Origin of the sequence: Dickeya sp. Secpp 1600 (assembly GCF_003049805.1) — a bacterium.
In the GTDB taxonomy this organism is placed as follows: domain Bacteria; phylum Pseudomonadota; class Gammaproteobacteria; order Enterobacterales; family Enterobacteriaceae; genus Dickeya; species Dickeya fangzhongdai.
Genome location: NZ_CP023484.1, coordinates 2,630,381 through 2,654,967 on the forward strand (window position 1 = coordinate 2,630,381; position 24,587 = coordinate 2,654,967).

Consider the following 24,587-nt stretch of genomic DNA (forward strand, 5'->3'; position numbering starts at 1 on the left):
ATGGCGGCATCTATCAGTAGTGAAGAACAGATTTTTATGACCGAACTCGGCAAGCGTATCACCGCCCTGCGTAAAGACGCCGGACTCACTCAGGTTCAGCTCGCGCAGGCACTGAACGTTTCCCAGCAGGCTGTTCAGTCATGGGAGTCCGGGCGGCGGCGGATACAGATTTCAGTGCTGCCTGCCGTGGCAAGACAGCTTTCCGTTTCTCTTGATGCCCTGCTGGGCGACAGCCATACCCCGCCACCGCGCAAGCGCGGCCCGGCGTCACGGCTGGAGCAGCAGATTCAGGTGATAGGCCAGTTGCCCAGAAGCAGGCAGAAGCTAGTGTCGGAGATGCTCGACGCCGTGATTGCTCAGGCGCAACAGGCCGGAGCGGACGGACTGGACGGCTAAAAAGACAGGATTTTTAACGCGGCGGCGATGAGTTCGCACCTCATCACCTCCGCTAACCACAAGCAACTAACGAGAGGTAGTTACTATGGCTGGACGCGATTCTAAGGCAGAACCCCGCGTAACTGAAGTAAAAGAACCCCAACGGCATTACACCGTCGGCTACGCCCCCAACGGCATGAAGGGCAACCCGCCGCCGCAACTCACGCTCAAGGGCCGCTGGCTGGAAGATCTCGGTTTTAACACCGGCCAGCCGGTTATCGTCACCGTCGAGCGCGGGCGGCTGGTGATTGAGGCGGAGATTAGGATCTAACCGGTAAAAACAAAGATCCCGGCGCAAGGGCCGGGATTTACTTGAGATCATTATCATGAGCAAAAAAAACACAGATATCAGTAAGTTTTTAAGTTACATATTACGCCATCAACCTGAAGCCATAGGTTTATCTTTGGACAAAGAGGGATGGGCCATTATAAGCGATCTTATCCTTTGTGCCGTTAAAGAAGGCTATACACTCGATAATAGTCTTATTCATAGTATCGTGGATAATAGTGATAAAAAACGCTTTACGATTTCAGATGATGGATTACGTATCAGGGCAGCTCAAGGGCATTCATCACAACAGGTAGATATAACGTATGAAGAAAAAATCCCTCCCGAGTTTTTATATCATGGAACTGCAACACGATTCCTAATATCAATTCGCGCTCAGGGATTACATGCAAAAGATCGACAATATGTCCATCTATCTGGTGATGAAGAGACAGCAATTCAAGTTGGAAGTCGGCATGGAAAACCGATTGTACTAAAAATAAAAGCCCTGACTATGCATGAACAGGGCTTTAAATTTTTTCAGGCTGACAATGGTGTTTGGTTAACTGATTCTGTTCCCTGTCAGTATATTGATGAATAGCTATTCACCATCGTCTGCTCGTTCAGCCTTATAACGAGCAGACTCTAAACGGGCCGTCTCCAACCATTCAGAAAAATTATCTGTGTAACCTCTGTCTTCCCAACCAGCGGCAGCAAAGACATGAACATAGTATACCTTTGGATTACCAGATGTATCCTCACCGTCAAAACAAACAATATCATCTGAGTAACTCATTTTGGCAAAAGGCACTAGCTTTCTATTAGGATATTGCGTCTTAACTTCATGCATCCAAAACACTGAGGACTCTTTAAATTCACAAATGAATGACCATGGCTCTATATCAGGGATAATATCTAAAGACATTATCTCTAGATAAAGATCCGGATATTTAAATCCATCAAAAAGATCATCTTCTTTATATAAATAGCCATTCATTTCTTACTTCCCTCTCCCAGTTATTCTAGGTGCATCATAAGAACCATAGGGATTTTTATCACCAAATCCTCCTGACTGTTTATTAATTCTTCCAGTTATTGCTTCCCCCCAAGTTTGGGGAACGAAATCACGTTTTCTATCCGAAAAGCGTTCAACTTCTGAAGAAGTTAGCTTGTCATCATAGTTTCTAACATTTGCTTCAACTTTAATCCCCGCATCCCTGGCAGCGCTGATCCGAGTATTATCCATACTTGTCATATTACCATCAGGCATTTTCACAACATCAACCGGATCCCCCTTCCAGCCATCTTTTCTCATGCTGGAAACAAGATCATCATAAGTGTATTTCACACCTGTACCTCGATCTGTTTTATTATTTGAAACTGTATTTTGTGAAAAGCGAATTTCATTAGCATCAAAACTTGAGAGTGAACTATTGCCTGGTTTCGCACTAGAGCCTTTATTCACTGCTGATTCTACCTGCATCCCTTTCATACCAACCAAAGCAATTGCGATCGCCTGCAACTGCATAGCTGTATCATACTGCGACGCCACTTCATCCCAGCCTTTTCCGGTCGCTTTGGCGATGGCCGTGATGGCCGCGTCGCGGGTGATGCTCCCTTCATCCAGCCCTTTCAGTATCGCGCTCGCATTGGCCGCATCCTGCGGGTACAGGTCTTTAAATATCAGGTTGTAGCTGACATTGCCGCCATAGGTATTCAGCGCCTGCTGTGCCTGTGCTACCAGTGCCGAGCACGCCCCGCCCGATTTGTTGCCCTGCGTGCAGATATCATGGATGGCCTGATCACGGTCTTTATCCAGCTTGCGGGTATCTGCCAGCTCTTTGGCTTCGTCCGCCGTCAGTGTTCCGGCTTTTTCCTTGCGCTCCAGCACCCCTTTCCTTTCGGCTTCCGTCGCACTCAGATAGTTATTCTCCACAACAACGTCATCCGTTGCGAAGTCAGCCGACGAACACCACTTTTCCCTGTGCCGTCAGCCGGTTACAGCCGGTTTTCCCTGATGCGTTTTGATACCCGGACACCCAAGCCCCGATATGCACTTTTTCACCCCGACACGCTACCGCCCTGCCGGGGCTTTTGCCTGCAACCCTCGCATCATAGCAGCGGCGGCAGCCGCTGCCATTACACGTTTCGCCTTTCGCCCTTATCGCGGCGCGAGCCGTTCCGCAGCTTGCCTGCGGGACGGTGAAGCGTCTGCCGGGCGTGGGCTGGCGAAGCCCACAAGAGAAGATGTTAAGCAGGGAGGCCCCCGGCGGGGGCCGCACGGGGCGGAGATGGCGAGCACGGGAACGAGCAAGGAGCCTGCGACTGCGAGCCGGGCGCAGCCAGTGAAGCGGGGTTGGGGCGGGGGCGAGGTAATGCCTTTCAGCGGAGGCCCGACGGGCCGACTTCTTCCTGGGGGTGGATGTTGAGGATAACGCGAGGGGGATACCGGATGACGTCGGGACTCAACGCCGACGCCGGTGTTTCCGGCGACACAAGGCGGCCAGGAAGCCGAAGAACGCACACCGCCGCCGACAGCGGAAGGCGCCGCCTTGCGCGCCGCGCCTGACCCACGATGCCGGTGGCGGGGGCGCAAGACATAATGCGGATTATACGATACGAGCCGCTCCACGCGGCGGGAAAGAGCAGTGAGCTTGCCCGGCGAGCTTCGTATAATCCCCCGCATTATGTTGAACGGCTGACCGGCCAGCCGCCGGGTTGACGGAGAGCACCGCCGCACAACGCTGGCCGGGCGGACGTTTACCCCCGCCCGCGACGTGGCATGACGGCAGTCAGCCCCACGGGCTGTCTGCCGAACCCGCTCCCGCCGCACTCAACCGGAGAGCGCTAACGTTGCGGGCTGTCCGGCAACGCGGGCGTGTCGTCCGGCTCCGGGGTGTCCGGCTGCTCCGCCGGATGGGTACTCGCATGAACCGCCTGCAACGCCCGGATTGAGACCTGCGTGTAGATTTGCGTGCTCTCCACGCTCGCGTGGCCCAGCATCGCCTGTATCCACCGCAGGTCCGCCCCGTTCTCCAGCATCTGCGTCGCCATCGCGTGACGGAACAGGTGGCAGCTTCCCCACTTCGCTATTCCCGACGCCCTGATGTAGTGACTCACCAGATTGGTGATGCCGTTCGGCGTCAGACCCTCGATGCCGTCCAGTGCCACGAACAGCGCCGGGCAGTGCGGATTCACCAGCAGTTGCGGCCTCACCTCACACACATAGCGCGCTATCCATCCTAACGCCCGTTTGCCGACCGGGATAACCCGGTCTTTCTTTCCCTTGCCCTGCACGATGGTCACGATATGCCGGCTCGCGTCCACGCTGTACACCTCCAGCATCGCCACTTCACCCCGCCGTATCCCGGTTGACCACAGCAGCTCCATCAGCGCCCGGTCACGGATGCCCTGAAGCGTGGTCAGGTCCGGCAACGCCAGCACCTGCTCCACATCCGCCACGCTCAGGATATGACGCGGCAGCCGCTTTTCCAGTCGCGGCAACACCAGACCCGACGCCGGGTCGGCCAGCAGCAGATGATGGCGGGTCATCCAGCCGAACCACACCACCAGTGGCCCCAACTGGCTGCGTTGCGTCCGGGTGCTCAGCGGCTCCCCGTTCGGTTTGCGGTACTGGTACAGGTGACGCTGATAGTGCTCCAGTATCGGTAAGGTGATGTCACGTCCATAGTACAACCCGCGCTCCGCCGCCCACAGGATGAACCGGTACTGATGATGGGTTTGCGTCTTCAGCGTGGTCTCCGACCAGTTCCGCTCCCGACGCCACGCCACGAACCGCAGCAGCAGCGCGTACAGGCTTTTCGGGTCACTGGCCGGGCCGATGGGTTTTCTGTAGACGTCATCCACCGTCAGCAGCGCATCGGCGCGGGGTTTACGGTTAGCCATGTGTCACCCCCGCGTTCTCAACCGGCGTATCGCCGACCGCAGGCAGCGGCGCGGATGGCGATTGTTGTTTCCGCCTGTTTACCGTATCCGGCTTCACCCCGACCAGTTCGGTATCCGAGCCTTGTCCTGTCTGGCCTGACGCCGGTTTTTCACGCCCCGACCGGCTGCCGACCACACCCCGACCGGGGGCCGACTGAGTGACCTCCAGCCCCGACCGGTCGGCATTGCCCTCAGCCACGCCGTTTTTACTCGCAGGCAGCGGCACGGCAGGCGATGTGGGTTTTCCCCTGATTACCGCGTCTGGCTCAGACCCGACCGCTTTTGCCGTCAGCCCTTGCCCTGTCTGGCCTGACGCCGGTTTTTCACCCACCGACCGGCTGCCGACCATACCCCGACCGGGGGCCGACTGAGCGGTATCCGACCCCGACCGGTCGGCATTGCCCTCTGTCTCCGGGGTCGCGTCTTCCACCTCCAGCAGCCCGCACAGGTGCGCCCCGCCGTTGTCGTCACTGTCCCACAGCAGCCCGTATTCATACGTCAGACCGCGACGGAACAGCAGCAGGTATTCCATTTCCAGCAGCCTGCCAAGGTGGATTTTCAGTTGCGTGTCACCCCACCCCAGCGCTGCCCGCACCTCCCGCCGCGTGAACCGTATCTCGTCCGCCTTCACCGCCTGACCCTGCGCCCGCTCCTGTACCCAGCCCTTCAGCCACACCAGCAGCTTCCTCGTCTGCGGCGGCATTTCATCCAGCGTCCGGCCCAGCACCTCGTGGGCCAGCTGATTGGCCAGCGCGATATCGCCCTTTTCCACCTCGATATACTCGATGACCGTGCCCCGGTGCGTCACCCGTTTCACCTCACGCTGGTACTGATGCAACAGCGCGATGGCCTGGATTAAGGTCAGGTACTTCATATGGTCGCGCCGGGTGCGGGTCTTGTCCGACAGGAACGTCAGCCGGTCGGCATACGGATTCACCACCTTCAGCGGCCGTAACAGCCGCTGTGCGTTCTGGTGTAGCCGGGTCAGGTACTGCTTTTCTGAAGACTGGAGCAGTCCGGCCAGCGTCTGCCCGTGGCGCTGCATCGCATGGATGGCCTGCGTCTGCTCCCGCGATTCGTTCACCGTCAACACCAGACAGCGGTTCAGCAGCTCTTCGTCCACGTCGCTGGCCGTGGTGGTCAGCATCAGCATCACCGGCCCCTGCACCTTGTATTCCCGCGTCACCAGTTCGCCGCTCTGCTCGTTCTTGCCGGTTGACGCGATTTTCAGTTCCCCGTCCGACTGCAACAGCTTGAGCGCATACGCCGCCTGCCGCACCCCCTCTTCCTCGGCTATCGCCAGTATCTTGTGCTGTAACGAGGTTTCACCGAGGTAATACAGGCTCTGCCCGGTCATCGCGCTGTACTGGATACGCTCTTCCTCCGGCATCATCCCCAGCACCGCGTCCATCAGCGAGGATTTTCCCGCCGCCGAACTGCTCTGTATCAGGACGGCCAGCGGTTTATCCAGCTTGCGCGACGTCGCCGCCAGATACCCGGTCAGCAGATTGGTACTTTCCCCCACCACCCCGCAGGCCGCGAGGTCGTCCACGATACGCGCCGCAAGGTCGGGGGATGTCAGTAGCTCCAGTGCCGCCGCTTCGTCTTCCGCACTCACCGTGACCGCCGGAGCACGTTCGGCCTGCGCTGCCGCCTGCCGCACGTCATCCTGCTTTTGCTCCAGCATCAGCAGCACCCGCCCGCACTCGCGCTTGATGACCGACGCCTCACAGCCCAGTTCCGCCGCCGCCGCGCTCACATACCCCTGACGCTGCCGCGAGCTGTACAGGTCCAGCGAGTCCACATACAGCGCGCCGGTTGACGCGTCCCGCACCTGCACGTTGACCTTCATCACGTCCTGTACGGTGTTTTTCTGCCAGCCGCGCACCCGCCACACCCGTGGGCCGTGAGTCAGCAGCAGGTCGCCGGACGCGGTTAACTCGCCCGCCACCGTCGGTGCCGGTACGCCCGCCGGGGCGGCTAAGGAAGAAGGTTCAGACTCACCGTTTACCCCCGCGTCAGCGCGGAACACCACGCCGGGGCCGGACCCGTTCCCCATCCACTGCGCCTGCTCCAGTGCCAGCCCTAACGCGCTTTCCGGGTTGCCGCTGTTCAGTGCATAGGCATTCGCATCCAGCCCCGGCGGGAACCGCACCCGCCACGCCTCGATACCCGCTTCCAGCAGCTCCGCCGCCACCGACGCCGCGCCCCGGTCGCCCGCCTCATCACGGTCATAGGCTATCTGCACCCGCTTCACCCCGTGATACTGCAACGCGGCCAGATGGTCAGCGGTAAAGCCGTTGGCCCCGTAAGCCGTGGTGACATTGCGGAACCCGGCACACCAGAACGTCATCGCATCGATCAGCGACTCGCACAGGATAAGGTCCGACGACGCCTTCAGGGCTTCCTCGTTCCACACCCCGGCCAGTGGCGACGGCAGGTACAGGTGCTTCGGCGAGCCTTTGAGGATTTTGTGGTCCGGCTGCACCCGACGCCCGTACAACTGCATCACCCGGCCACGCTGCGCCACATTCGCCGATTCCGACCAGCCGATAACCGGCATCACCACGCAGCCCCGGAAGTGGTCCTGTCTGGTGGCGGACCGCAGCACCCCCAGCCCGGCCAGTTTCTCGCGCAGCCGCTTGCCCTCCTGACTCGACGAGGACGGCAGCAGCCCCGCGCTGCCGCCGATACCATGATGACCGGCGAACCCCAGCCGGAAGTGGCTCACCAGTTCAGGATGAGCCAGCCCGCGACCGGCCAGCCACTGCTGCGCCTCCGGGCTGTTGAGCAGGCTCTGGTGGTAGAACTGGATAACCTGATTCAGCAGCGCCTGACCGTCATCATCCAGATCGGCGAGTCTGGTACGCGCCGCAGACGGCGAAGCCGGAACCACCGGGGCGGCTAAAAAAGACGGATTGCCAGCCAGTTCCCGCAGCCGCAACAGGGTTTGCGGCCAGGTCAGCCGCTCGGTGTGTTGCAGCCAGTCCAGCACCGACCCCGACGCCCCGCAGCCGAAGCAGTGATACAGGTTTTTCGACGGCGTGATGACGCAGGACGGCGTGTTTTCCTGATGGAACGGGCACCGGCAGACATAACTGTCCGCCCCCTGCTTTTTCAGTGTATGACCCTGACTCTGCGCCACGGCCCGCAGCGACACCCCGCGTTTCAGTTGCTCCAGCTCTGCCGGTGTCATTCGTCCCATTTCCGCTGCTCCTGTCAAAAACCTGTCAATAGGGTTTCAGTAAAAATAACTCGACAAGCATATACCGCAGTGGGTAGTATTTACAACAGTGAGATGTAAAATAGGAGGTAGATTATGGCCATCAGGACTTTACCAGCACAGGGTTCATCCACGATGGCGGCATCTATCAGTAGTGAAGAACAGATTTTTATGACCGAACTCGGCAAGCGTATCACCGCCCTGCGTAAAGACGCCGGACTCACTCAGGTTCAGCTCGCGCAGGCACTGAACGTTTCCCAGCAGGCTGTTCAGTCATGGGAGTCCGGGCGGCGGCGGATACAGATTTCAGTGCTGCCTGCCGTGGCAAGACAGCTTTCCGTTTCTCTTGATGCCCTGCTGGGCGACAGCCATACCCCGCCACCGCGCAAGCGCGGCCCGGCGTCACGGCTGGAGCAGCAGATTCAGGTGATAGGCCAGTTGCCCAGAAGCAGGCAGAAGCTAGTGTCGGAGATGCTCGACGCCGTGATTGCTCAGGCGCAACAGGCCGGAGCGGACGGACTGGACGGCTAAAAAGACAGGATTTTTAACGCGGCGGCGATGAGTTCGCACCTCATCACCTCCGCTAACCACAAGCAACTAACGAGAGGTAGTTACTATGGCTGGACGCGATTCTAAGGCAGAACCCCGCGTAACTGAAGTAAAAGAACCCCAACGGCATTACACCGTCGGCTACGCCCCCAACGGCATGAAGGGCAACCCGCCGCCGCAACTCACGCTCAAGGGCCGCTGGCTGGAAGATCTCGGTTTTAACACCGGCCAGCCGGTTATCGTCACCGTCGAGCGCGGGCGGCTGGTGATTGAGGCGGAGATTAGGATCTAACCGGTAAAAACAAAGATCCCGGCGCAAGGGCCGGGATTTACTTGAGATCATTATCATGAGCAAAAAAAACACAGATATCAGTAAGTTTTTAAGTTACATATTACGCCATCAACCTGAAGCCATAGGTTTATCTTTGGACAAAGAGGGATGGGCCATTATAAGCGATCTTATCCTTTGTGCCGTTAAAGAAGGCTATACACTCGATAATAGTCTTATTCATAGTATCGTGGATAATAGTGATAAAAAACGCTTTACGATTTCAGATGATGGATTACGTATCAGGGCAGCTCAAGGGCATTCATCACAACAGGTAGATATAACGTATGAAGAAAAAATCCCTCCCGAGTTTTTATATCATGGAACTGCAACACGATTCCTAATATCAATTCGCGCTCAGGGATTACATGCAAAAGATCGACAATATGTCCATCTATCTGGTGATGAAGAGACAGCAATTCAAGTTGGAAGTCGGCATGGAAAACCGATTGTACTAAAAATAAAAGCCCTGACTATGCATGAACAGGGCTTTAAATTTTTTCAGGCTGACAATGGTGTTTGGTTAACTGATTCTGTTCCCTGTCAGTATATTGATGAATAGCTATTCACCATCGTCTGCTCGTTCAGCCTTATAACGAGCAGACTCTAAACGGGCCGTCTCCAACCATTCAGAAAAATTATCTGTGTAACCTCTGTCTTCCCAACCAGCGGCAGCAAAGACATGAACATAGTATACCTTTGGATTACCAGATGTATCCTCACCGTCAAAACAAACAATATCATCTGAGTAACTCATTTTGGCAAAAGGCACTAGCTTTCTATTAGGATATTGCGTCTTAACTTCATGCATCCAAAACACTGAGGACTCTTTAAATTCACAAATGAATGACCATGGCTCTATATCAGGGATAATATCTAAAGACATTATCTCTAGATAAAGATCCGGATATTTAAATCCATCAAAAAGATCATCTTCTTTATATAAATAGCCATTCATTTCTTACTTCCCTCTCCCAGTTATTCTAGGTGCATCATAAGAACCATAGGGATTTTTATCACCAAATCCTCCTGACTGTTTATTAATTCTTCCAGTTATTGCTTCCCCCCAAGTTTGGGGAACGAAATCACGTTTTCTATCCGAAAAGCGTTCAACTTCTGAAGAAGTTAGCTTGTCATCATAGTTTCTAACATTTGCTTCAACTTTAATCCCCGCATCCCTGGCAGCGCTGATCCGAGTATTATCCATACTTGTCATATTACCATCAGGCATTTTCACAACATCAACCGGATCCCCCTTCCAGCCATCTTTTCTCATGCTGGAAACAAGATCATCATAAGTGTATTTCACACCTGTACCTCGATCTGTTTTATTATTTGAAACTGTATTTTGTGAAAAGCGAATTTCATTAGCATCAAAACTTGAGAGTGAACTATTGCCTGGTTTCGCACTAGAGCCTTTATTCACTGCTGATTCTACCTGCATCCCTTTCATACCAACCAAAGCAATTGCGATCGCCTGCAACTGCATAGCTGTATCATACTGCGACGCCACTTCATCCCAGCCTTTTCCGGTCGCTTTGGCGATGGCCGTGATGGCCGCGTCGCGGGTGATGCTCCCTTCATCCAGCCCTTTCAGTATCGCGCTCGCATTGGCCGCATCCTGCGGGTACAGGTCTTTAAATATCAGGTTGTAGCTGACATTGCCGCCATAGGTATTCAGCGCCTGCTGTGCCTGTGCTACCAGTGCCGAGCACGCCCCGCCCGATTTGTTGCCCTGCGTGCAGATATCATGGATGGCCTGATCACGGTCTTTATCCAGCTTGCGGGTATCTGCCAGCTCTTTGGCTTCGTCCGCCGTCAGTGTTCCGGCTTTTTCCTTGCGCTCCAGCACCCCTTTCCTTTCGGCTTCCGTCGCACTCAGATAGTTATTCTCCACCTCATTCCTGGCCGTATTCGCAGCACTTCCGGCCTCCGTCAGGTTACCACCGGCTATACCGCCCACGCCAGCGCCCGCTATCATCACCAGATTCGCCACCAGCTGTTTTTGCTCTGCCGACAGCGTCTTCTCTTTCGGGTACAGCGCCTGCGCAATCAGCCCGCTTGCCGCCGCCGCGGTGAAACCGCCCAGCGCTCCTCCGGTCGCACTTCCTCCCTGTGTCCGTGCAAGAAACGCACCCAATACCGTATGCAACGCCACCCGCACCGGCTCGTTGCCATCGCTCACATCCTTCACCAGTTTCGCCAGATACGGCGCCGCCGCGCCACTTACCGCGCCACCCAGGTTTCCTCCCAACCCTCCCGATAACGCCGCCGTCAGCGCGGTACCCGCCGCCCAGTAGGCGCTTCCTGGTGCGTAACTTTCCCCCGCCTTCCTGACTTCCTCGCTGTTCTTTATTCGGCTTTCCATCTCACTGGCTGGCACCCCTTCCTGGGTCAGGCGCTGCGCTGCCGCGGTGGCCGCTTCCCGCTTTTTATACTCCCCATACGCGCCCATCGCCTGCACACCCAGCGAGGTCATCTCTTTCTGGATAGCCAGCCGGTCTTCCACCTCACTGCGATTAAAACCATCCGCCACAGCCCCGAGCGTGCCCGACGTATCCCGCCTGAGCTGCCCGATGTCCTGCGACTGTGACGCATCACGGATTAGAATCGTACCCGGCGCCACCGCAGAGCGGGTCGTTCCCGACGCCTTACCCGTGCTCTGTAACAAGCCACCTACCGGCATGCTGTCCGTCGAGGCGGTAAGGCTTATCCCCCGCCCCTGATAATTCGAGACGTTGGCTATATCACGCCAGCCCAGCGTTCCCGTCTCCAGCCGGTTCTTCTCCGCCCCGGCTGCCGAGGCCAGGACAGCACCGTCCAGTTGGGTATGCCCGCCCACCCGGATAGCAAACCCGTCCTCACCCGCTTTTATGCCGCTCTGTTCTATCACGGAGGCATAACGGTTGTTCAAAATCTGCTGGCTCAGGCTGGCATTACCCGACACCGTCTGTCCGGCACAAATAGGCGGAACACAAATGCTAACGTTGACGCCTGCGCTGGTGTTTTTGCTGGCATACGTGGCACTGTCCTGTACGCTGCTGATGTGCAGATTGCCACCCACATCCGCATTGACCCGTTCACCGGATACCACCGCACCATCCAGCGTCGTATCGCCGCCGCTGTTCAGGTTCACCGCGCCAGTTGCCGTAACCCGCGACAACTGATTACGCTGACTGTTGCCGGCTTCCTGGCCTTTCTGCCCACTGGCGGACAGTTCAATGGTGAAGCCGTTCTGCGTCCCGCCCAGACCAAAGCCCACGCCGGCACCAAACTGGCTGCCGCTGCTACTTCCATTCACACTATCCTGACTTTGCGCCGCCTTCAGCGTCAGCGTTCGGCCTGCCGACAGATCAACATTTTGCCCCCGGATATCTGCGCCTGTCGCGCTAATGTCCTGAGCGGCCTTCACCTGCACATCCCCGCCGGCATACAGGGTGCTGCCTTCACGGCTGACTTTATCCTGCTGCTGCACGCTACGGCTGCTGCCGCCCCCGGCGCTGACCGTGACTTTTATCGCCGCGCCGTTCATTTGCGTGACCGTGGTTTTGGTTGCCAGATTCAGCGCAGCCTGTGCGGCATAAATCGCACTTAATCTTGGGTCACGGTTGTCTTCCACGGACTGCGACAGCTTCTCAAGGGACTGCACCGCACTCACCGCATAGCCGGACAGGGCCGTCGTCACCCCGTATTGACGGCTTTGCTGTTCACGTGTGCGATGTTCGGTATCGGTTGCCGGATCAAGCGTCACATTACGTCCAGATAGCAGCAGGGACTGACCGGCGCGCAGATCGGCGCCGGCAATCGCCACATTTTCCCCGGCCGACACACGCACATTACCGTCACCGCTCTGTATATGGCTTCTCAGCACACTTTGCTGGCTGACGTCATCCAGTGAATGATAGGTCGTTGACCGCCAACCCACGGTTCCGCTGTACCCATCACCGCCCAAGTCGCCAATCACACTGCGACTGCCGCTGGTTTCACTGCGGGCGTGATTCTGTCCGGGGGTAATCACCACATTCCCGTTGCCGGCCTGCAGCACAACATCCTGTTCCCCTGTTATCGCACTTCCTGCGACACGGATATCACCCGTCTGACTGTTCAGCGTCACTGACCGGCCACTAATCGTACTGGGCGTCTGCGCCTGCGTATCCCCGGACTGCGTCTCCCGGGCGCTCTCACTGGCAAACGGCACCAGCCCGACACCATGATTGGGTCCACCGCCAATCTGACGAATGGCAGAGCCAATACCGGGCGTAGCCAGGCTGAACGATGTCCCATGACTGGAGGACTGCAGCCCGGTTTGTTCTGCATCACTGGCGCTCTGCAGCACGATATTACGCGCTGCATTGAGGAGAACATCGCCACCGGCATGTATCGCGCTGCCCGAGGCGACAATATCGCCGCTCAGCGCCTTTCCGGCCGCATCCTGCTGGCCGTTGCCGACGGCATGTAATTGGATATTGCCTGCAGCAGTCAACGCACTGCCGCTTTGGTAAACCCCCTGGATATGCTGTACAGACTGGCTCACCTGACGTCCGACCGAGATCGCCAGTTGCGGCACATCAAACACCATCGCCGCCATTTCACCGGCAAACAATCTGGCTTTCTGTGTTGCCCCGTCCACGTTGGCGATATCGCGCAGATTCTGATAGCTATCGTACGGGGTACCTTTCAGCGCAACACTTATCCCGCTGCTTTTCGTTTCAAGCCGGGTGGTGATGTCACGGGTATCTATTCCGGGGGCAACGGCAATATTTTCAGCAATAACATTGATGTTCCCAGTCTGACGCCCATCCGTTGGTGTCTGACTGGCAGCAATAACGTCACTGCCAATAATGGCGACATTTCTCCCGGCCTGAATAACCACATTGCCATCTGATGCGCCAACCACGCTGCGAGCGGCGCTCTGGCGGGTTTCCGCTCCGTCATACCCGGCCTTGCTGGACTGTGACCCGATGGTGAATCCCAGACCGCCGCTGCTCATCAAGCCGGATTTCTTTCTGGTCTGTTCCTCGTGATGCCATTGTTCTTCAATACCCGCGACCAGGTTGACATCGTTACCGGCGTTCAGCGAGACAGCCTTGTCTCCGGCAATAGCGGACGCCTGCACCCCGATATCATGCCCCGCCGTCAGCGCCACGCTGCCCCCCGACAGCAGCGTCCCCTTCTCCGTCGTCTGCGCCGTCTCACGCAGCGTGTGCGTGGTGGTCTTCGACAGGAACCCCTTCTTCACCGTCGTCTCTTCAAAAAAATCATGCCGGCTTTCCGTCGCCGACAGCAGGTTCAGGTCCCGTCCCGCCTGCGCCGTCAGCGCGCCACGCGTTTCCGCCTGCGCCCCCTCGAGCGTCAGGTCCTGACCCGCCCGCAGGCTCAGTCCCCCGCCCGCATTCAGCACCGTGCCCTGCTGCGTCACCGTCTGCTGCCAGTCCAGGTGCCGCGTCCACGCGTTCGAACTGAACTGCTCCTCGCTGGCCGACAGCAGGCTCAGGTCACGCCCCGCCGACAGCGCCAGCGTCCCCGCCGCGCTCAGCTGCCCCGCCGTGCTGCTCAGGTCACGTCCCGCGCTCAGACTCAGCTCGCCCCCGCTGGCGAGCGTACTCTGCACCAGCCCCTGACGACGACGTTCGGTGGTAGCCCCGCCGCCCTCGCGCACCGTATCCGTCACCGTGGTCAGCGCCGTCAGTCGGATGTCGTTGCCCGCCGCCAGTTGCAGCGGCCCGCCCGCGCTCAGCTGCGCCCCGTTCAGCGCGATATCGTGCCCCGCCTGCAGCGTCAGCCCGTTTTGCGCCGTTATCAGCCCGGCCTGGCCGATATCGGTGCGCGTCAGCGACCCGCTTCCCCGGCCGTCCTTCGCCGCCGTCTGCCACTGGTTACTGGTGGTGGTATTGGTGATGTCACCGTTGACGCTCGCCAGCGTCACCCGGTTGCCCTGTATCGTCGCGCTGCTGTTGGTCAGATTGCCCAGCGCCACCAGATTCAGCGCGCCGCCGGCGCTCAGCAGCCCGCCTTCACGGTTGCTCAGGGTGCCGCCGCCGGCGATGTTGAGCGCCTCCACCGCCGTCACCGTGCTGCCCCGGTTATCGATATCCCCGCCCGCATTCAGGCTGACGCTGTTGGCCACGATGCGGCTGCCCTGCAGGTTGGTTTTATCCGCCTGCGCCAGATACAGCTTCGGCGCCAGCACCGTCTGTCCGCCCACCGTGATGTTCTCCCACCACACCAGGCTGTGGCTCAGCCCCGCCACCTGCTCCGGCGTCAGGCTCACCCCCAGCTGCAGGTTCAGCCGGCTTTTCTCCGCCGCCGCGTTGTCCATCAGCTGCTGCATCTGCGCCAGCTCCGAGCCCACCCCGTTCAGGTAGCGCTGCCCGGTCTGGCTCAGCACCGCGTTGCTGATATAACGGGTGTCGAACGCCGCGTCGCCCAGAAAACGGTAGTCGTGCTCCGCGTCCAGATTCAGTTTGCCCAGCAGGTAGGACGACCCCAGCACCTGCGTCGGGTCGGTCAGCGTCGGGCTGCGCTCCACCGGCACCGTGGTGCCCGGCGTCTGGCCCAGCAGGCCGCGCAGGTCGCCGAACAGGCCGTTGTCCACCTGGCCGAGCCGGCTCAGCGTCGGGTTGGTGCGTATCAGGTAGCGGCTGTCGCTAGCGGTATCCGCCACGAACAGCCCGTTCTGGCTGGTGGGCAGCGGGTAGTCGGTCAGCGACGGGCTGCCCAGCTGCTGCAGCCCCTGAGCCAGCGCCGCCTGCAGGTCGCCCGGCGACAGCGGGCTTAATGAGGACGGCGCCAGCGGCGTCAGGCTGGCCCCGGCCACCGGCACGCCGGCGGCGGCGCTCAGCCCGGAGCCGATACCCACCGGGGTCAGCGGACTGCCGGAGGACGTGGGGGTATCGCGGGTGACCGTGCCGTAACCGGCATTCAGGCTGCCCGCCTGCCCGGCCAGCGCCACGCTGCCGGCGCCGCTCAGGGCGGTAGTCGTGACGTTACCCGACGCCCCACCCAGCCCGCGGTCGGCCTGCGCCCCCACCGGGGTCGGCGCATTCACGCCACTGAGTGTGGGCGTGGCAATCGACGGCATAAAGCCGCCGCTGCCCGGCTGCAGGCTGGTGTTGCTGATATTCTGGGTGAAATTAGCGGTTATTGCGCCGCCCGCCTGAATGGTGGCGGCGTAGGACTGGCCACTTACAAAATCAACTAAAGGCTCCCCTTCAAGCTCATAGGGAATGAATTTGTTTTGTAAAAAATTATTAGGAATTTCAATCCCTTCACTTGGCCTAATTCTATATGATGATGGAAGCGCTGTAACAAAACCTACAGTTCTATATTCTAGCCCATGGTCAAAATCAAGATAATTGGCTTTATAAACATATTTTAATGTTCTTTTGTAATACCCATCCTGATAAGAAGTGTTATTTAAGCTACCCCCTGACAAAAAAATATTATTTTTAGCCGACAGACTAGATGCACTATTAATGAAACTCTGTGCATTAGAAATGATATCATTCCCGGAATAAATTCTCCCCGGCTCATTTTGGCTTACAACTTTTATCTCATTTGAATATACAGCCACTCTTTGAATATCAGCCACATTATAGGGAACAACATAATATTTAGATGGGCCACAAATATCCCCTCCAAAATCTCCCCCATGGTAGCTGCAAATTTGAGTACTGGTATAACCCAAATCCCCGTCTTTAAACCAGCTCACCGGGATCTGTGCCGTAGTCCCCCCCGCCCAGTCCGGCATGTCCGCCGCCGTGCTGCTGCTCTCCGTCACCGTCAGCCCTTCCCGCTGGTTGGTCAGCGTCCCGGTATTGATGCGGATATCCCCCCGCTGCGTCTCGATAGTCCCCGAACTGTTCAGCACGCTGTCGCTCGCATTGCCTGCCGCGTCACGCTGTATCCACAGGCTGTTCCCCGCCAGGATGTTCCCGTACCGGTTCACCAGCGCGGCCGACAGCAGCTGCAGATTGCCCCCGCCGTACAGCAGGCTGCTGTTGTCTATCATCCCCCCCGCCTGCACCAGCAGGTCGCCCGCCGTGCCGATAAATCCCCGGTTGGTGATATCGCCGCTCGCCAGCAGGCTCAGCGGCCCGCCCCCCTGGACAGTGCCGCTCTCGGTCTGGCTGATGGCCGCCGCCGACAGCGTGCTGTTGCCACTGCCCGCCACGATGCGCCCCTGCTGCGTCAGCGTGCCGGTGCTGCTCACCGTCACCCCGTTCCCCTGCAGCGTCCCCCCCTGCACCAGGTCGCCCGTCACGTTCAGCGTCAGCTGTCCCCCCGCCGCCAGCGTGCGCGTCAGGGTGAACGGGTTGCCGAGGTCCGCCCGCAGGTCGCCCAGCGCCGCCAGCTGACCGTTCTGCGTCAGCTGCCCGGTACGCAGCTGCAGCCCGCCCGCGCTGTACAGCCGCGCCCCGTCCGCGTTGGTCAGGCTCGCCGCCTGCAGCGCCAGCCGCGTCAGCCCCAGCAGCGTACCCCGGTTCTCCAGCGCCCCGTCGGTGGTGATGTCCAACAGTCCCGCCTGCACCGTCCCGCGGTTGGTCCACTGCGGCAGGTGCAGCGTCAGCCCGTTCTGCGCCTGCAGCGTGCCGCCGTTGTCCAGCTGCGCGGTGCTCAGCAGCAGCTCCGTGCCCTGCGCCCAGCCCGCGTTGTTCAGCTGCGCGGCGTTCAGCGTCAGCGTCCCGCCCGACAGCAGCTGCCCGCCGCCCAGGTTGTCCAGCACGCCGCCACTCTGTACCGTCAGCCCGCCGCGCCCCTGTATCTGCCCGGCATTGCTGACCGACGCCCCGCTCAGCGACACCGCCCCGCCGAGCAGCGTCGCCCCGGCGGTGTTCTCCAGCAGGTCATCCAGCGTCGCCGTCAGTTGACCGGCGCCGCTGATGCTGCCCTGATTGCGCAGGCGGGCCGCCCGCAGCGTCACGTCCTGCGCCTGCATCTGCCCGGCGTTGTCCAGCGTCGCCGCCGTCAGGCTGAACGCCCCGTTGCCCAGCAGCCGGCTGGCCGCCCCGCCCTGATAGGCGCCGGTGAGCTGTATCACGCCGTCGGTGACCCCCAGCAGCGTGCCCCGGTTGTCCAGCGTCGCCGCCTCCAGCGTCAGCCGGTCCGACTGCCACAGCCCCTGATTGAGCAGCGTGCCGGTGGTCAGGCGGCCGGTGCCGCCGCTCAGTAACTGGCTGCCGGCGCGATTGGTGACACGGTCACCGTAGCGGGCGTCAAAACCGCCCAGCGCGGTCAGCGTGCCGCCGTTGTCGAACTGCTGCCCGCGCAGTGTCGCCAGCCCCTGGGTGGTCAGTTGCCCGGTATTGGTCAGGCTGGCGGTGTCAAGAGACAGGCCGTTCAGGCCGGTCAGCGTGCCGCCGTTGGTCAGCGTCGCGCCGGTAACGCGCAGTTCATCCGCCTGCCACCGCCCGGCGTTGTCGGCGTTGTCGATGGCCAGCGCCGCCGTGCCGCCGCTCAGCAGCTGACTGCCGGCCCCGCCGGTATAGCGCGACACCCCGCTCAGCGTCAGCGCCGACGTGCCCTGCACCCGGCCGGCGTTGTCCACCGTCCCCGCCTGCAGCGTCAGCGCGTCCCCCTGCAGGGTCCCCGCGTTGTCGAGGCCCGCCGCCGTCACGGTGGCGGTACCGTTGCCCAGCAGCGCCCCGCCGGCGGTGTTGGTCAGCTGTCCCCGGCTGGTCACGTCCAGTTGCGACAGCCCCACCAGCCGCCCGCCGTTGGTCAGCGTGCCGGTGGTCAGTTGCAGCCGCTCACCGCCCAGCTCGCCCAGTTGCGTGACCGTGTCCGCCGTCACCGTCACCGCCCCATTGCCCACGACCCGGCTGCCCGCCCCACCGTTGTAGCCCTGCGTCAGGGTCAGCGTGACGTCGTTCGCCGCCAGCAGCGTGCCGCCGTTGGTGAGCGAATCCGCCGTCAGCAGCAGGTTACGCCCCTGCCAGCCCCCCTGGCTGGTCACCGCGCCGGCCTGCACCTGCCAGTCGCCGTTGCTCAGCAACCGGCCCGGTTCGCCCACCGTCAGCGCACCGGTCAGGTTCAGCACGCCGCCCTGCTCGGCCAGCAGCGTGCCGCCATTGCTCAGTTGGTTGCCGACCAGTTGCAGGGTGCGGCTTTCCAGTCGGCCGCCGTTGGTGGTGTCGCCGGCCGTCAGCCACAGTGTACCGCCGCTCGACAGTGTGCCCTGGTTATCCAGCCGACGACCGGTTAGCCGGCTGTCGCCGCCGCTGACCAGCGTGCCGGTGTTGCTCAGGCTGCCCGCCGGCAGGCTGACCGCCTGCACATCCTGCGCCAGCTGCCGCACCGCCCGCCGCGGGGTGCGCCGCGGGTCGTCGTCCCCGACCGGCAGCGTGATATGCAGCCCGCCATCGCCGGCGATACGCCCGCCGTTGCGCAGGCTGTCCGCCGTCAGCGTCAGGCTGGCGGCCTGCCACGCGCCGTCGTTCTCCGCCGCCGCGGCGTTCAGCACCGCCGCCCCCTGCGTCAGCAGTGTGCCGGTCCCGCTGTTGGTCAGCGCGCCGGTTGTCGTCAGCGTCAGCGCCGACAGCCCCAGCAACTGCCCGGCGTTGCGGACCGTATCCGCCGTGGCGGCAATCGCGCCGGACTGCCACTGGCCCTGGTTGTCCAGCGCGCCCGCCGTCAGCCGGCCCGCGCCGTTGCTCAGCCACTGGCCGTCCGCCCGGTTGCGTGCCGTGCCGGTAATCGCCAGCGTCAGCGCGTCCACCCCCAGCAGGGTGCCGCTGTTGTCAAGCTGGTCTGCCGTCACGCTCAGCGTCTGCCCTTCCAGCCGCCCGCGGTTGCTCAGCGCGCCGGGCAGGGTCACCGTCAGTGCCTCCACCCCGGTGACCGTGCCGCTGTTGGTCAGTGGCCCGCCTTCAAGGGTGACGCGACCGCCGCTCAGCGTGCCCCGGTTGTCCATCTGCTGCCCGGTGACCGCTATCGTCCTGCCCTGCCAGTTGCCGCCGTCGTTGGTGAGGGTGTTGCCGCGCAGGCTCAGTGCGCCCTCACTGCTCAGGCTGCCCGCGCCGTCGTAATTGCCGCTCAGCGTCAGCGCCCCCTGTGAGGCCAGCTGCCCGCCGTTGTGCAGCGCACGGCCATCCACCGTCAGCGCCCCGCGCACCGATACCCCGCCGCTGTTGGTCAGCTGGCCCAGCGTCAGCCGGGTGTCGCCGTTGGCGGCAAGCGTGCCGCTGTTGGTCAGCCCGTCCAGCGTCGCCGTCAGCGTGCCGTCGCTCTGTATCTGCCCGCCGTTGCGCAGGCTGGCCACCGTCAGCAGCAGGCTGCCGCTCTGCCACCCGCCGTCGTTCTCCGCCGCCGCCGCATTCAGCACCGCCGCCCCCTGCGTCAGCAGTTGACCGGTCCCGCTGTTGGTCAGCGCGCCGGTTGTCGTCAGCGTCAGCGCCGACAGCCCCAGCAACTGCCCGGCGTTGCGGACCGTATCCGCCGTGGCGGCAATCGCGCCGGACTGCCACTGGCCCTGGTTGTCCAGCGCGCCCGCCGTCAGCCGGCCCGCGCCGTTGCTCAGCCACTGGCCGTCCGCCCGGTTGCGTGCCGTGCCGGTAATCGCCAGCGTCAGCGCGTCCACCCCCAGCAGGGTGCCGCTGTTGTCAAGCTGGTCTGCCGTCACGCTCAGCGTCTGCCCTTCCAGCCGCCCGCGGTTGCTCAGCGCGCCGGGCAGGGTCACCGTCAGTGCCTCCACCCCGGTGACGGTACCGCTGTTGGTCAGTGGCCCGCCTTCAAGCGTGACGCGACCGCCGCTCAGCGTGCCCCGGTTGTCCATCTGCTGCCCGGTGACCGCTATCGTCTTGCCCTGCCAGTTGCCGCCGTCGTTGGTGAGGGTGGTTCCGCGCAGGCGCAGCGCCGCGCCGCTGCTCAGGCTGCCCGCGCCGTCGTAATTGCCGCTCAGCGTCAGCGCCCCCTGTGAGGACAACTGTCCGGCGTTGTACAGGTCGGCCCCGCTGACCGTCAGCGCCCCGCGCACCGACAGCACGCCCCGGTTATCCAGCGTACCCAGCGTCAGCCGGGTGTCGCCGTTGGCCGCAAGCGTGCCGCTGTTGGTCAGCCCGTCCAGCATCGCCGTCAGCGTGCCGTCCAGGCTCACCACCCCGCTGTTGCGCCACTGCCCGGCGCTCAGCGACAGCCCCTGCGCCGTCAGCTGGCCGGCCGTGTCCATGTCGCCCGTTGAGAGCGTCATCCCGCCGCCGCTTACCAGCGACCCCGTCGTCGTCTGGCTCAGCCACCCGACGGTATTGAGGCTCACCGCCTCCCGCCCCTGCAGCGCGCCGCTGTTGGTCAGCCCGTCCCCCGTCACCGTCACCGTGCCGCCCGACACCGTACCCCGGTTGGCCGTCTCGCCCGCCTGTATCGTCAGCCCGCGTCCGGCCAGCAGCGACCCGCCGTTGTCCAGCCGCGCCGCCGCCTGCACCGCCAGCGTCTCGTCCGCCGACAGCGTCCCGCGGTTGCTCAGCTGCGGCGTCTGCACCGTCACCTGCCGCCCGCTCACCGTGCCCCGGTTGTCCAGCACCGGCGTCGTCAGCCTCACCGTCCCGCCCGCCAGCGTGCCCCGGCTGCTCAGCGACCCCGCGCTCACCGTCAGCCCGCTCCCCGCCAGCAGCGCCCCGTCCCACTGCATCTCCCCCGCGCCGTCCAGCGTCAGCTCGCCCGTCGCCTGCCAGCGGCCCGCGCCGCGTACGTCGCCGCCGCTCACCGTCACCGTCGGCGCCCCGGCGTCCCCGTCCAGCGTCAGCGCCCCGCCGCTCACCGTCAGCGCGCGGCCCGCCTGCCACGCCCCGCCCGCCGCCTGGCTCACCGCCCCCGACGCCGTCAGGCTTACCCGGTCGCCCGCCAGTTGCGCCTGACCCAGCGCCAGCGCCGACCCGCTCAGCGTCAGCCCGTACCCCGGCTGCACCGCCCCGTCGTCGCCCACCCCGGCGCTCAGCCGCCCGCCGTCCGCCGCAATGCGCCCGTCGCTCGCCAGCGTCAGGTCCCGGCCCGCCCGCGTCTGGCTCCCCGTCAGCGTGATGCCCTGCGTCCCGCTCAGCGCAATCGCCCCCTGCGCCTGCTGTTGGTCCTGCAGCGCCAGCGTCGCCCCCTGCGCCGTCAGGTCGCCCTGCGCTATCGCGCTGCCCACCTGCAGCCGCCCGTTCGCCGCCAGCCGGATGTCCCCCTGCCGCGCGCTCAGCCCGGCGGTGTTCACCCCCACCCCCTGCTCCGTCGACACCAGACTGATGCGGTGGGCGTACATGCCCCCCAGCGCCCCGGTGTCCAGCGCCAGCGCCGGCGACGGCCCGTCCCCCGTCTGCGCCGTCACCCCGCCGTCCATGCCCACCCGGTTCGCCCCCAGCACCACCCGGGCGTCGCGCGCGGTCAGCCCCGCCTGCAGGCTCGCCGTGCGCGCTATCAGCGCAAAGTAGTCGCTCCCGCTCGCGTCCAGCCCCGCCCCGTCTATCAGTATGTCCCCGCCGCGCACGTCCAGCCCGCTCAGTTGCCCCGCCGCGTCGAACTGCGGGGTGCCGGTGGTCAGGGTAATGCGCGGGGTGTTGAGAAAGCCGCAGCCGCTGCAGGTGATGCCGTACGGGTTCGCCACCACCACGTTCGCCGCCTGACCGGCCACCTCCAGGTAGCCCGCCAGCCGGCTGCGGTTCGGCGACACCACCTCGTTGAGGATGGCCGCGGCCGCCCGGCCCTGCAGGTTGGGGTTGGTCTGTATCAGCCCGCCCAGCTGGCTCGGATTGAGCTGGGCCGTGCCGTTGTTGAGGATGAGCCCGCGGCTGTCAACGTTGAAGTCGTGGTAGCGGTTGTGCGACAGCCCCGCGGCATCCGGCGCGGCGATGTTCACCACCGGCACCCCGTTGCCCGCCGCCTCCAGCGCCGTGCTCCCCGACGCCACCGTCACCCCCGCCGCCAGCGCCGGCAGCACCGGCTGCAGCCCCGTCAGCCACACCAGCACCCATACCAGCACCCGCTGCGACGTCTTCACCGCTTTCATCCCTGAACTCCTGAATAATAATGCACAAGGCAAACCAGTAACCTAACGGCACACCTGCATAACCCATTCAGATCGTGTGGAACGAACGCGGTTGAACAGACCTGTACCGTTTTTTATTTTTTGCGCCAAAACGCTGCCGCGATATCGGCTGCTGTGTATTTCCGTCGGGGCCGACGGCGAGGAAAAAGCTGGAAGGGAGAGGCAAAGAAGAATGACAGCGGGAACCGCCAACGTCCTGTTACGCAGACCACATCCATGCAGTAATAATCGGCGACATATTAATTCGTCATCTTTTCAAAAACAATACAAAAATTTACAAAAAAATTTCAATTAATATGCCGAAAAGGAATAACCCAACAAACTGATATTAATCATATTTTTTCAATTCCGCTTCTTTTTTCCATCTCCGGGAATAAACTGATGGATTATTTATTCATGAAAAAGTAAGCGAGTGAGAACCAGACGGAAGTTTGAATGACAACCGGATAACGGGGGCGTGTTGTTTCCACCCATTATGTTTCACGGTTTTTTAACAGGGTTTACTTATAAGCCTAACCGCCCCAATCGGGCGGTTAGCTAACGATCGGAATTACAGACTAGGCATAACGGGAGAAGGAGAGATCGTCGTATTCAATTGCCGGCGTGTTGCCGGAAATGATATCGGCCAGCAATTGACCGGAACCGCATCCCATAGTCCAGCCCAATGTACCGTGCCCGGTGTTCAGATAAAGATTGTGTAACGGCGAGCGCCCGACCAGCGGCGTGCCATCCGGCGTCATTGGCCGTAATCCGGTCCAGAAAGTCGCCTGCTCCACCGGTCCGCAGTCCGGGTACAGGTCGCGCACCACCATCTCCAGCGTTTCACGGCGTTTCTGATTCAGCGAAAGATCAAATCCGGCGATCTCCGCCATCCCGCCGACACGGATGCGCTGGTCAAAGCGGGTAATAGCGATCTTATAGGTTTCATCCAATACGGTGGAAACTGGCGCTCCCTCCTCGCTGGACAGCGGAATGGTCAGCGAATAGCCCTTCAGCGGATAGACCGGGATGTCGAACCATTTTTCCAGCAGACCGCGGGAATAAGAGCCGCACGCCATGACATACGCGTCAGCCGTGATCTTTTCGCCGTTGCAATACACCGCGCTGACCCGCTGACCGTCTACGTCGAGCTGCTGCACCACGCTGTCGAAACGGAACGTGACGCCCGCCTCCGCCGCCATCGTCGCCAGTTGCCGGGTAAACAGCTGGCAATCGCCGGTTTCATCGTGCGGCAGGCGCAACCCGCCGGACAGTTTATGACGCACGCCAGCCAGCGCCGGTTCGACCGTGGCCAGTTGATCGGCCTCCAGCAGTTCATAAGGTACGCCGGCTTCTTTCAGCACCGCGATATCACGGTAAGCGTTTTCATACTGCTGCGGGGTACGAAACAGTTGTAACGTGCCGCCCTGACGCCCTTCATAGGCAATACCGGTTTTGGCGCGCAGCGCCTGCAGGCAATCGCGGCTGTATTCAGCCAGTCTGACCATGCGGGCTTTATTGACGCGATAATGCGCGCTGTCGCAATTCAGCAGCATCTGCCACATCCAGCGCAGTTGCGTGGCGGTAAAGTCCGGGCGAATCGCCAGTGGCGCATGCCGCTGAAACAACCACTTAACCGCCTTGAGCGGAATACCCGGCGCGGCCCAGGGCGCAGAATAGCCCGGGGAAATCTGACCGGCGTTGGCGGCGCTGGTTTCCAGCGCGGGTTCAGCCTGCCGGTCAATAACGGTGACGTCATGTCCTGATTGCGCCAGATACCAGGCTGTGCTGACGCCAATAACACCACTCCCTAAAACAACCACCTTCATTATTACCGTTC

13 protein-coding genes are annotated in these 24,587 nt (G+C 61.4%); 6 read left to right on the forward strand and 7 right to left on the reverse strand.

All coding sequences use genetic code 11. The features are described from left to right. The 3 genes from CPA59_RS11760 (at position 1) to CPA59_RS11770 (ending at position 1,304) form a co-directional block, all read left to right on the forward strand. Positions 1–396, forward strand: a complete 396-nt coding sequence (locus CPA59_RS11760; RefSeq protein ID WP_107759460.1) for a helix-turn-helix domain-containing protein — start codon at positions 1–3, stop codon at positions 394–396. 85 nt (positions 397–481) lie between these two features. Continuing rightward, positions 482–706: a SymE family type I addiction module toxin gene (locus CPA59_RS11765; protein WP_107759462.1), complete on the forward strand. Its 225-nt coding sequence runs from the start codon at positions 482–484 to the stop codon at positions 704–706. Between the two features lie 55 nt (positions 707–761). Next, positions 762–1,304, forward strand: a complete 543-nt coding sequence (locus tag CPA59_RS11770) for an RNA 2'-phosphotransferase (RefSeq protein WP_107759463.1) — start codon at positions 762–764, stop codon at positions 1,302–1,304. Here CPA59_RS11770 and CPA59_RS11775 read toward each other — a convergent pair whose 3' ends face one another. The 4 genes from CPA59_RS11775 to CPA59_RS11795 form a co-directional block, all read right to left on the reverse strand. Further along, the gene (locus tag CPA59_RS11775; protein WP_107759465.1) at positions 1,305–1,700 is read right to left on the reverse strand and encodes an SMI1/KNR4 family protein; all 396 of its coding nucleotides are present in this window, start codon (positions 1,698–1,700) and stop codon (positions 1,305–1,307) included. Between the two features lie 3 nt (positions 1,701–1,703). After that, positions 1,704–2,639 carry a DUF6862 domain-containing protein gene (locus CPA59_RS23230; RefSeq protein ID WP_107759467.1) on the reverse strand — a complete coding sequence of 312 codons (936 nt, stop codon included), beginning with the start codon at positions 2,637–2,639 and terminating at the stop codon, positions 1,704–1,706. Between the two features lie 911 nt (positions 2,640–3,550). Beyond that, positions 3,551–4,609, reverse strand: coding sequence for a site-specific tyrosine recombinase XerC (xerC, locus tag CPA59_RS11790; RefSeq protein WP_107759456.1), 1,059 nt, complete (start codon positions 4,607–4,609; stop codon positions 3,551–3,553). Further along, positions 4,602–7,853, reverse strand: a complete 3,252-nt coding sequence (locus tag CPA59_RS11795; RefSeq protein WP_107759458.1) for a CHC2 zinc finger domain-containing protein — start codon at positions 7,851–7,853, stop codon at positions 4,602–4,604. The genes xerC and CPA59_RS11795 overlap by 8 nt, the downstream gene beginning before the upstream one ends. 153 nt (positions 7,854–8,006) lie before the next feature. Between CPA59_RS11795 and CPA59_RS11800 the strand changes: the two genes are divergently transcribed. The 3 genes from CPA59_RS11800 (at position 8,007) to CPA59_RS11810 (ending at position 9,310) form a co-directional block, all read left to right on the forward strand. Continuing rightward, positions 8,007–8,402 carry a helix-turn-helix domain-containing protein gene (locus CPA59_RS11800; protein WP_107759460.1) on the forward strand — a complete coding sequence of 132 codons (396 nt, stop codon included), beginning with the start codon at positions 8,007–8,009 and terminating at the stop codon, positions 8,400–8,402. Between the two features lie 85 nt (positions 8,403–8,487). Next, positions 8,488–8,712, forward strand: coding sequence for a SymE family type I addiction module toxin (locus CPA59_RS11805; RefSeq protein ID WP_107759462.1), 225 nt, complete (start codon positions 8,488–8,490; stop codon positions 8,710–8,712). 55 nt (positions 8,713–8,767) lie between these two features. Further along, entirely contained in the window at positions 8,768–9,310 is a 543-nt protein-coding gene (locus CPA59_RS11810; RefSeq protein WP_107759463.1) for an RNA 2'-phosphotransferase, read from the forward strand. On the opposite strand, the gene CPA59_RS11815 is transcribed toward CPA59_RS11810, so the two are convergent. The 3 genes from CPA59_RS11815 to CPA59_RS11825 form a co-directional block, all read right to left on the reverse strand. Next, positions 9,311–9,706: an SMI1/KNR4 family protein gene (locus tag CPA59_RS11815; RefSeq protein WP_107759465.1), complete on the reverse strand. Its 396-nt coding sequence runs from the start codon at positions 9,704–9,706 to the stop codon at positions 9,311–9,313. A gap of 3 nt (positions 9,707–9,709) precedes the next feature. Further along, positions 9,710–22,729, reverse strand: a complete 13,020-nt coding sequence (locus tag CPA59_RS11820) for a hemagglutinin repeat-containing protein (protein WP_107759469.1) — start codon at positions 22,727–22,729, stop codon at positions 9,710–9,712. A gap of 596 nt (positions 22,730–23,325) precedes the next feature. Next, entirely contained in the window at positions 23,326–24,576 is a 1,251-nt protein-coding gene (locus CPA59_RS11825; RefSeq protein WP_107759472.1) for a D-amino acid dehydrogenase, read from the reverse strand. Positions 24,577–24,587: the final 11 nt, after the last annotated feature.

Excerpts from the sequence above, each read along its gene's own strand:
- CPA59_RS11775 (WP_107759465.1), bottom strand. The coding sequence starts at position 1,700 with ATGAATGGCTATTTATATAAAGAAGATGATCTTTTTGATGGATTTAAA.
- xerC (WP_107759456.1), bottom strand. The coding sequence starts at position 4,609 with ATGGCTAACCGTAAACCCCGCGCCGATGCGCTGCTGACGGTGGATGAC.
- CPA59_RS11825 (WP_107759472.1), bottom strand. The coding sequence starts at position 24,576 with ATGAAGGTGGTTGTTTTAGGGAGTGGTGTTATTGGCGTCAGCACAGCC.
- CPA59_RS11805 (WP_107759462.1), top strand. The coding sequence starts at position 8,488 with ATGGCTGGACGCGATTCTAAGGCAGAACCCCGCGTAACTGAAGTAAAA.
- CPA59_RS11810 (WP_107759463.1), top strand. The coding sequence starts at position 8,768 with ATGAGCAAAAAAAACACAGATATCAGTAAGTTTTTAAGTTACATATTA.
- CPA59_RS11770 (WP_107759463.1), top strand. The coding sequence starts at position 762 with ATGAGCAAAAAAAACACAGATATCAGTAAGTTTTTAAGTTACATATTA.
- CPA59_RS11765 (WP_107759462.1), top strand. The coding sequence starts at position 482 with ATGGCTGGACGCGATTCTAAGGCAGAACCCCGCGTAACTGAAGTAAAA.
- CPA59_RS11815 (WP_107759465.1), bottom strand. The coding sequence starts at position 9,706 with ATGAATGGCTATTTATATAAAGAAGATGATCTTTTTGATGGATTTAAA.
- CPA59_RS11820 (WP_107759469.1), bottom strand. The coding sequence starts at position 22,729 with ATGAAAGCGGTGAAGACGTCGCAGCGGGTGCTGGTATGGGTGCTGGTG.
- CPA59_RS11795 (WP_107759458.1), bottom strand. The coding sequence starts at position 7,853 with ATGGGACGAATGACACCGGCAGAGCTGGAGCAACTGAAACGCGGGGTG.
- CPA59_RS11800 (WP_107759460.1), top strand. The coding sequence starts at position 8,007 with ATGGCGGCATCTATCAGTAGTGAAGAACAGATTTTTATGACCGAACTC.
- CPA59_RS11760 (WP_107759460.1), top strand. The coding sequence starts at position 1 with ATGGCGGCATCTATCAGTAGTGAAGAACAGATTTTTATGACCGAACTC.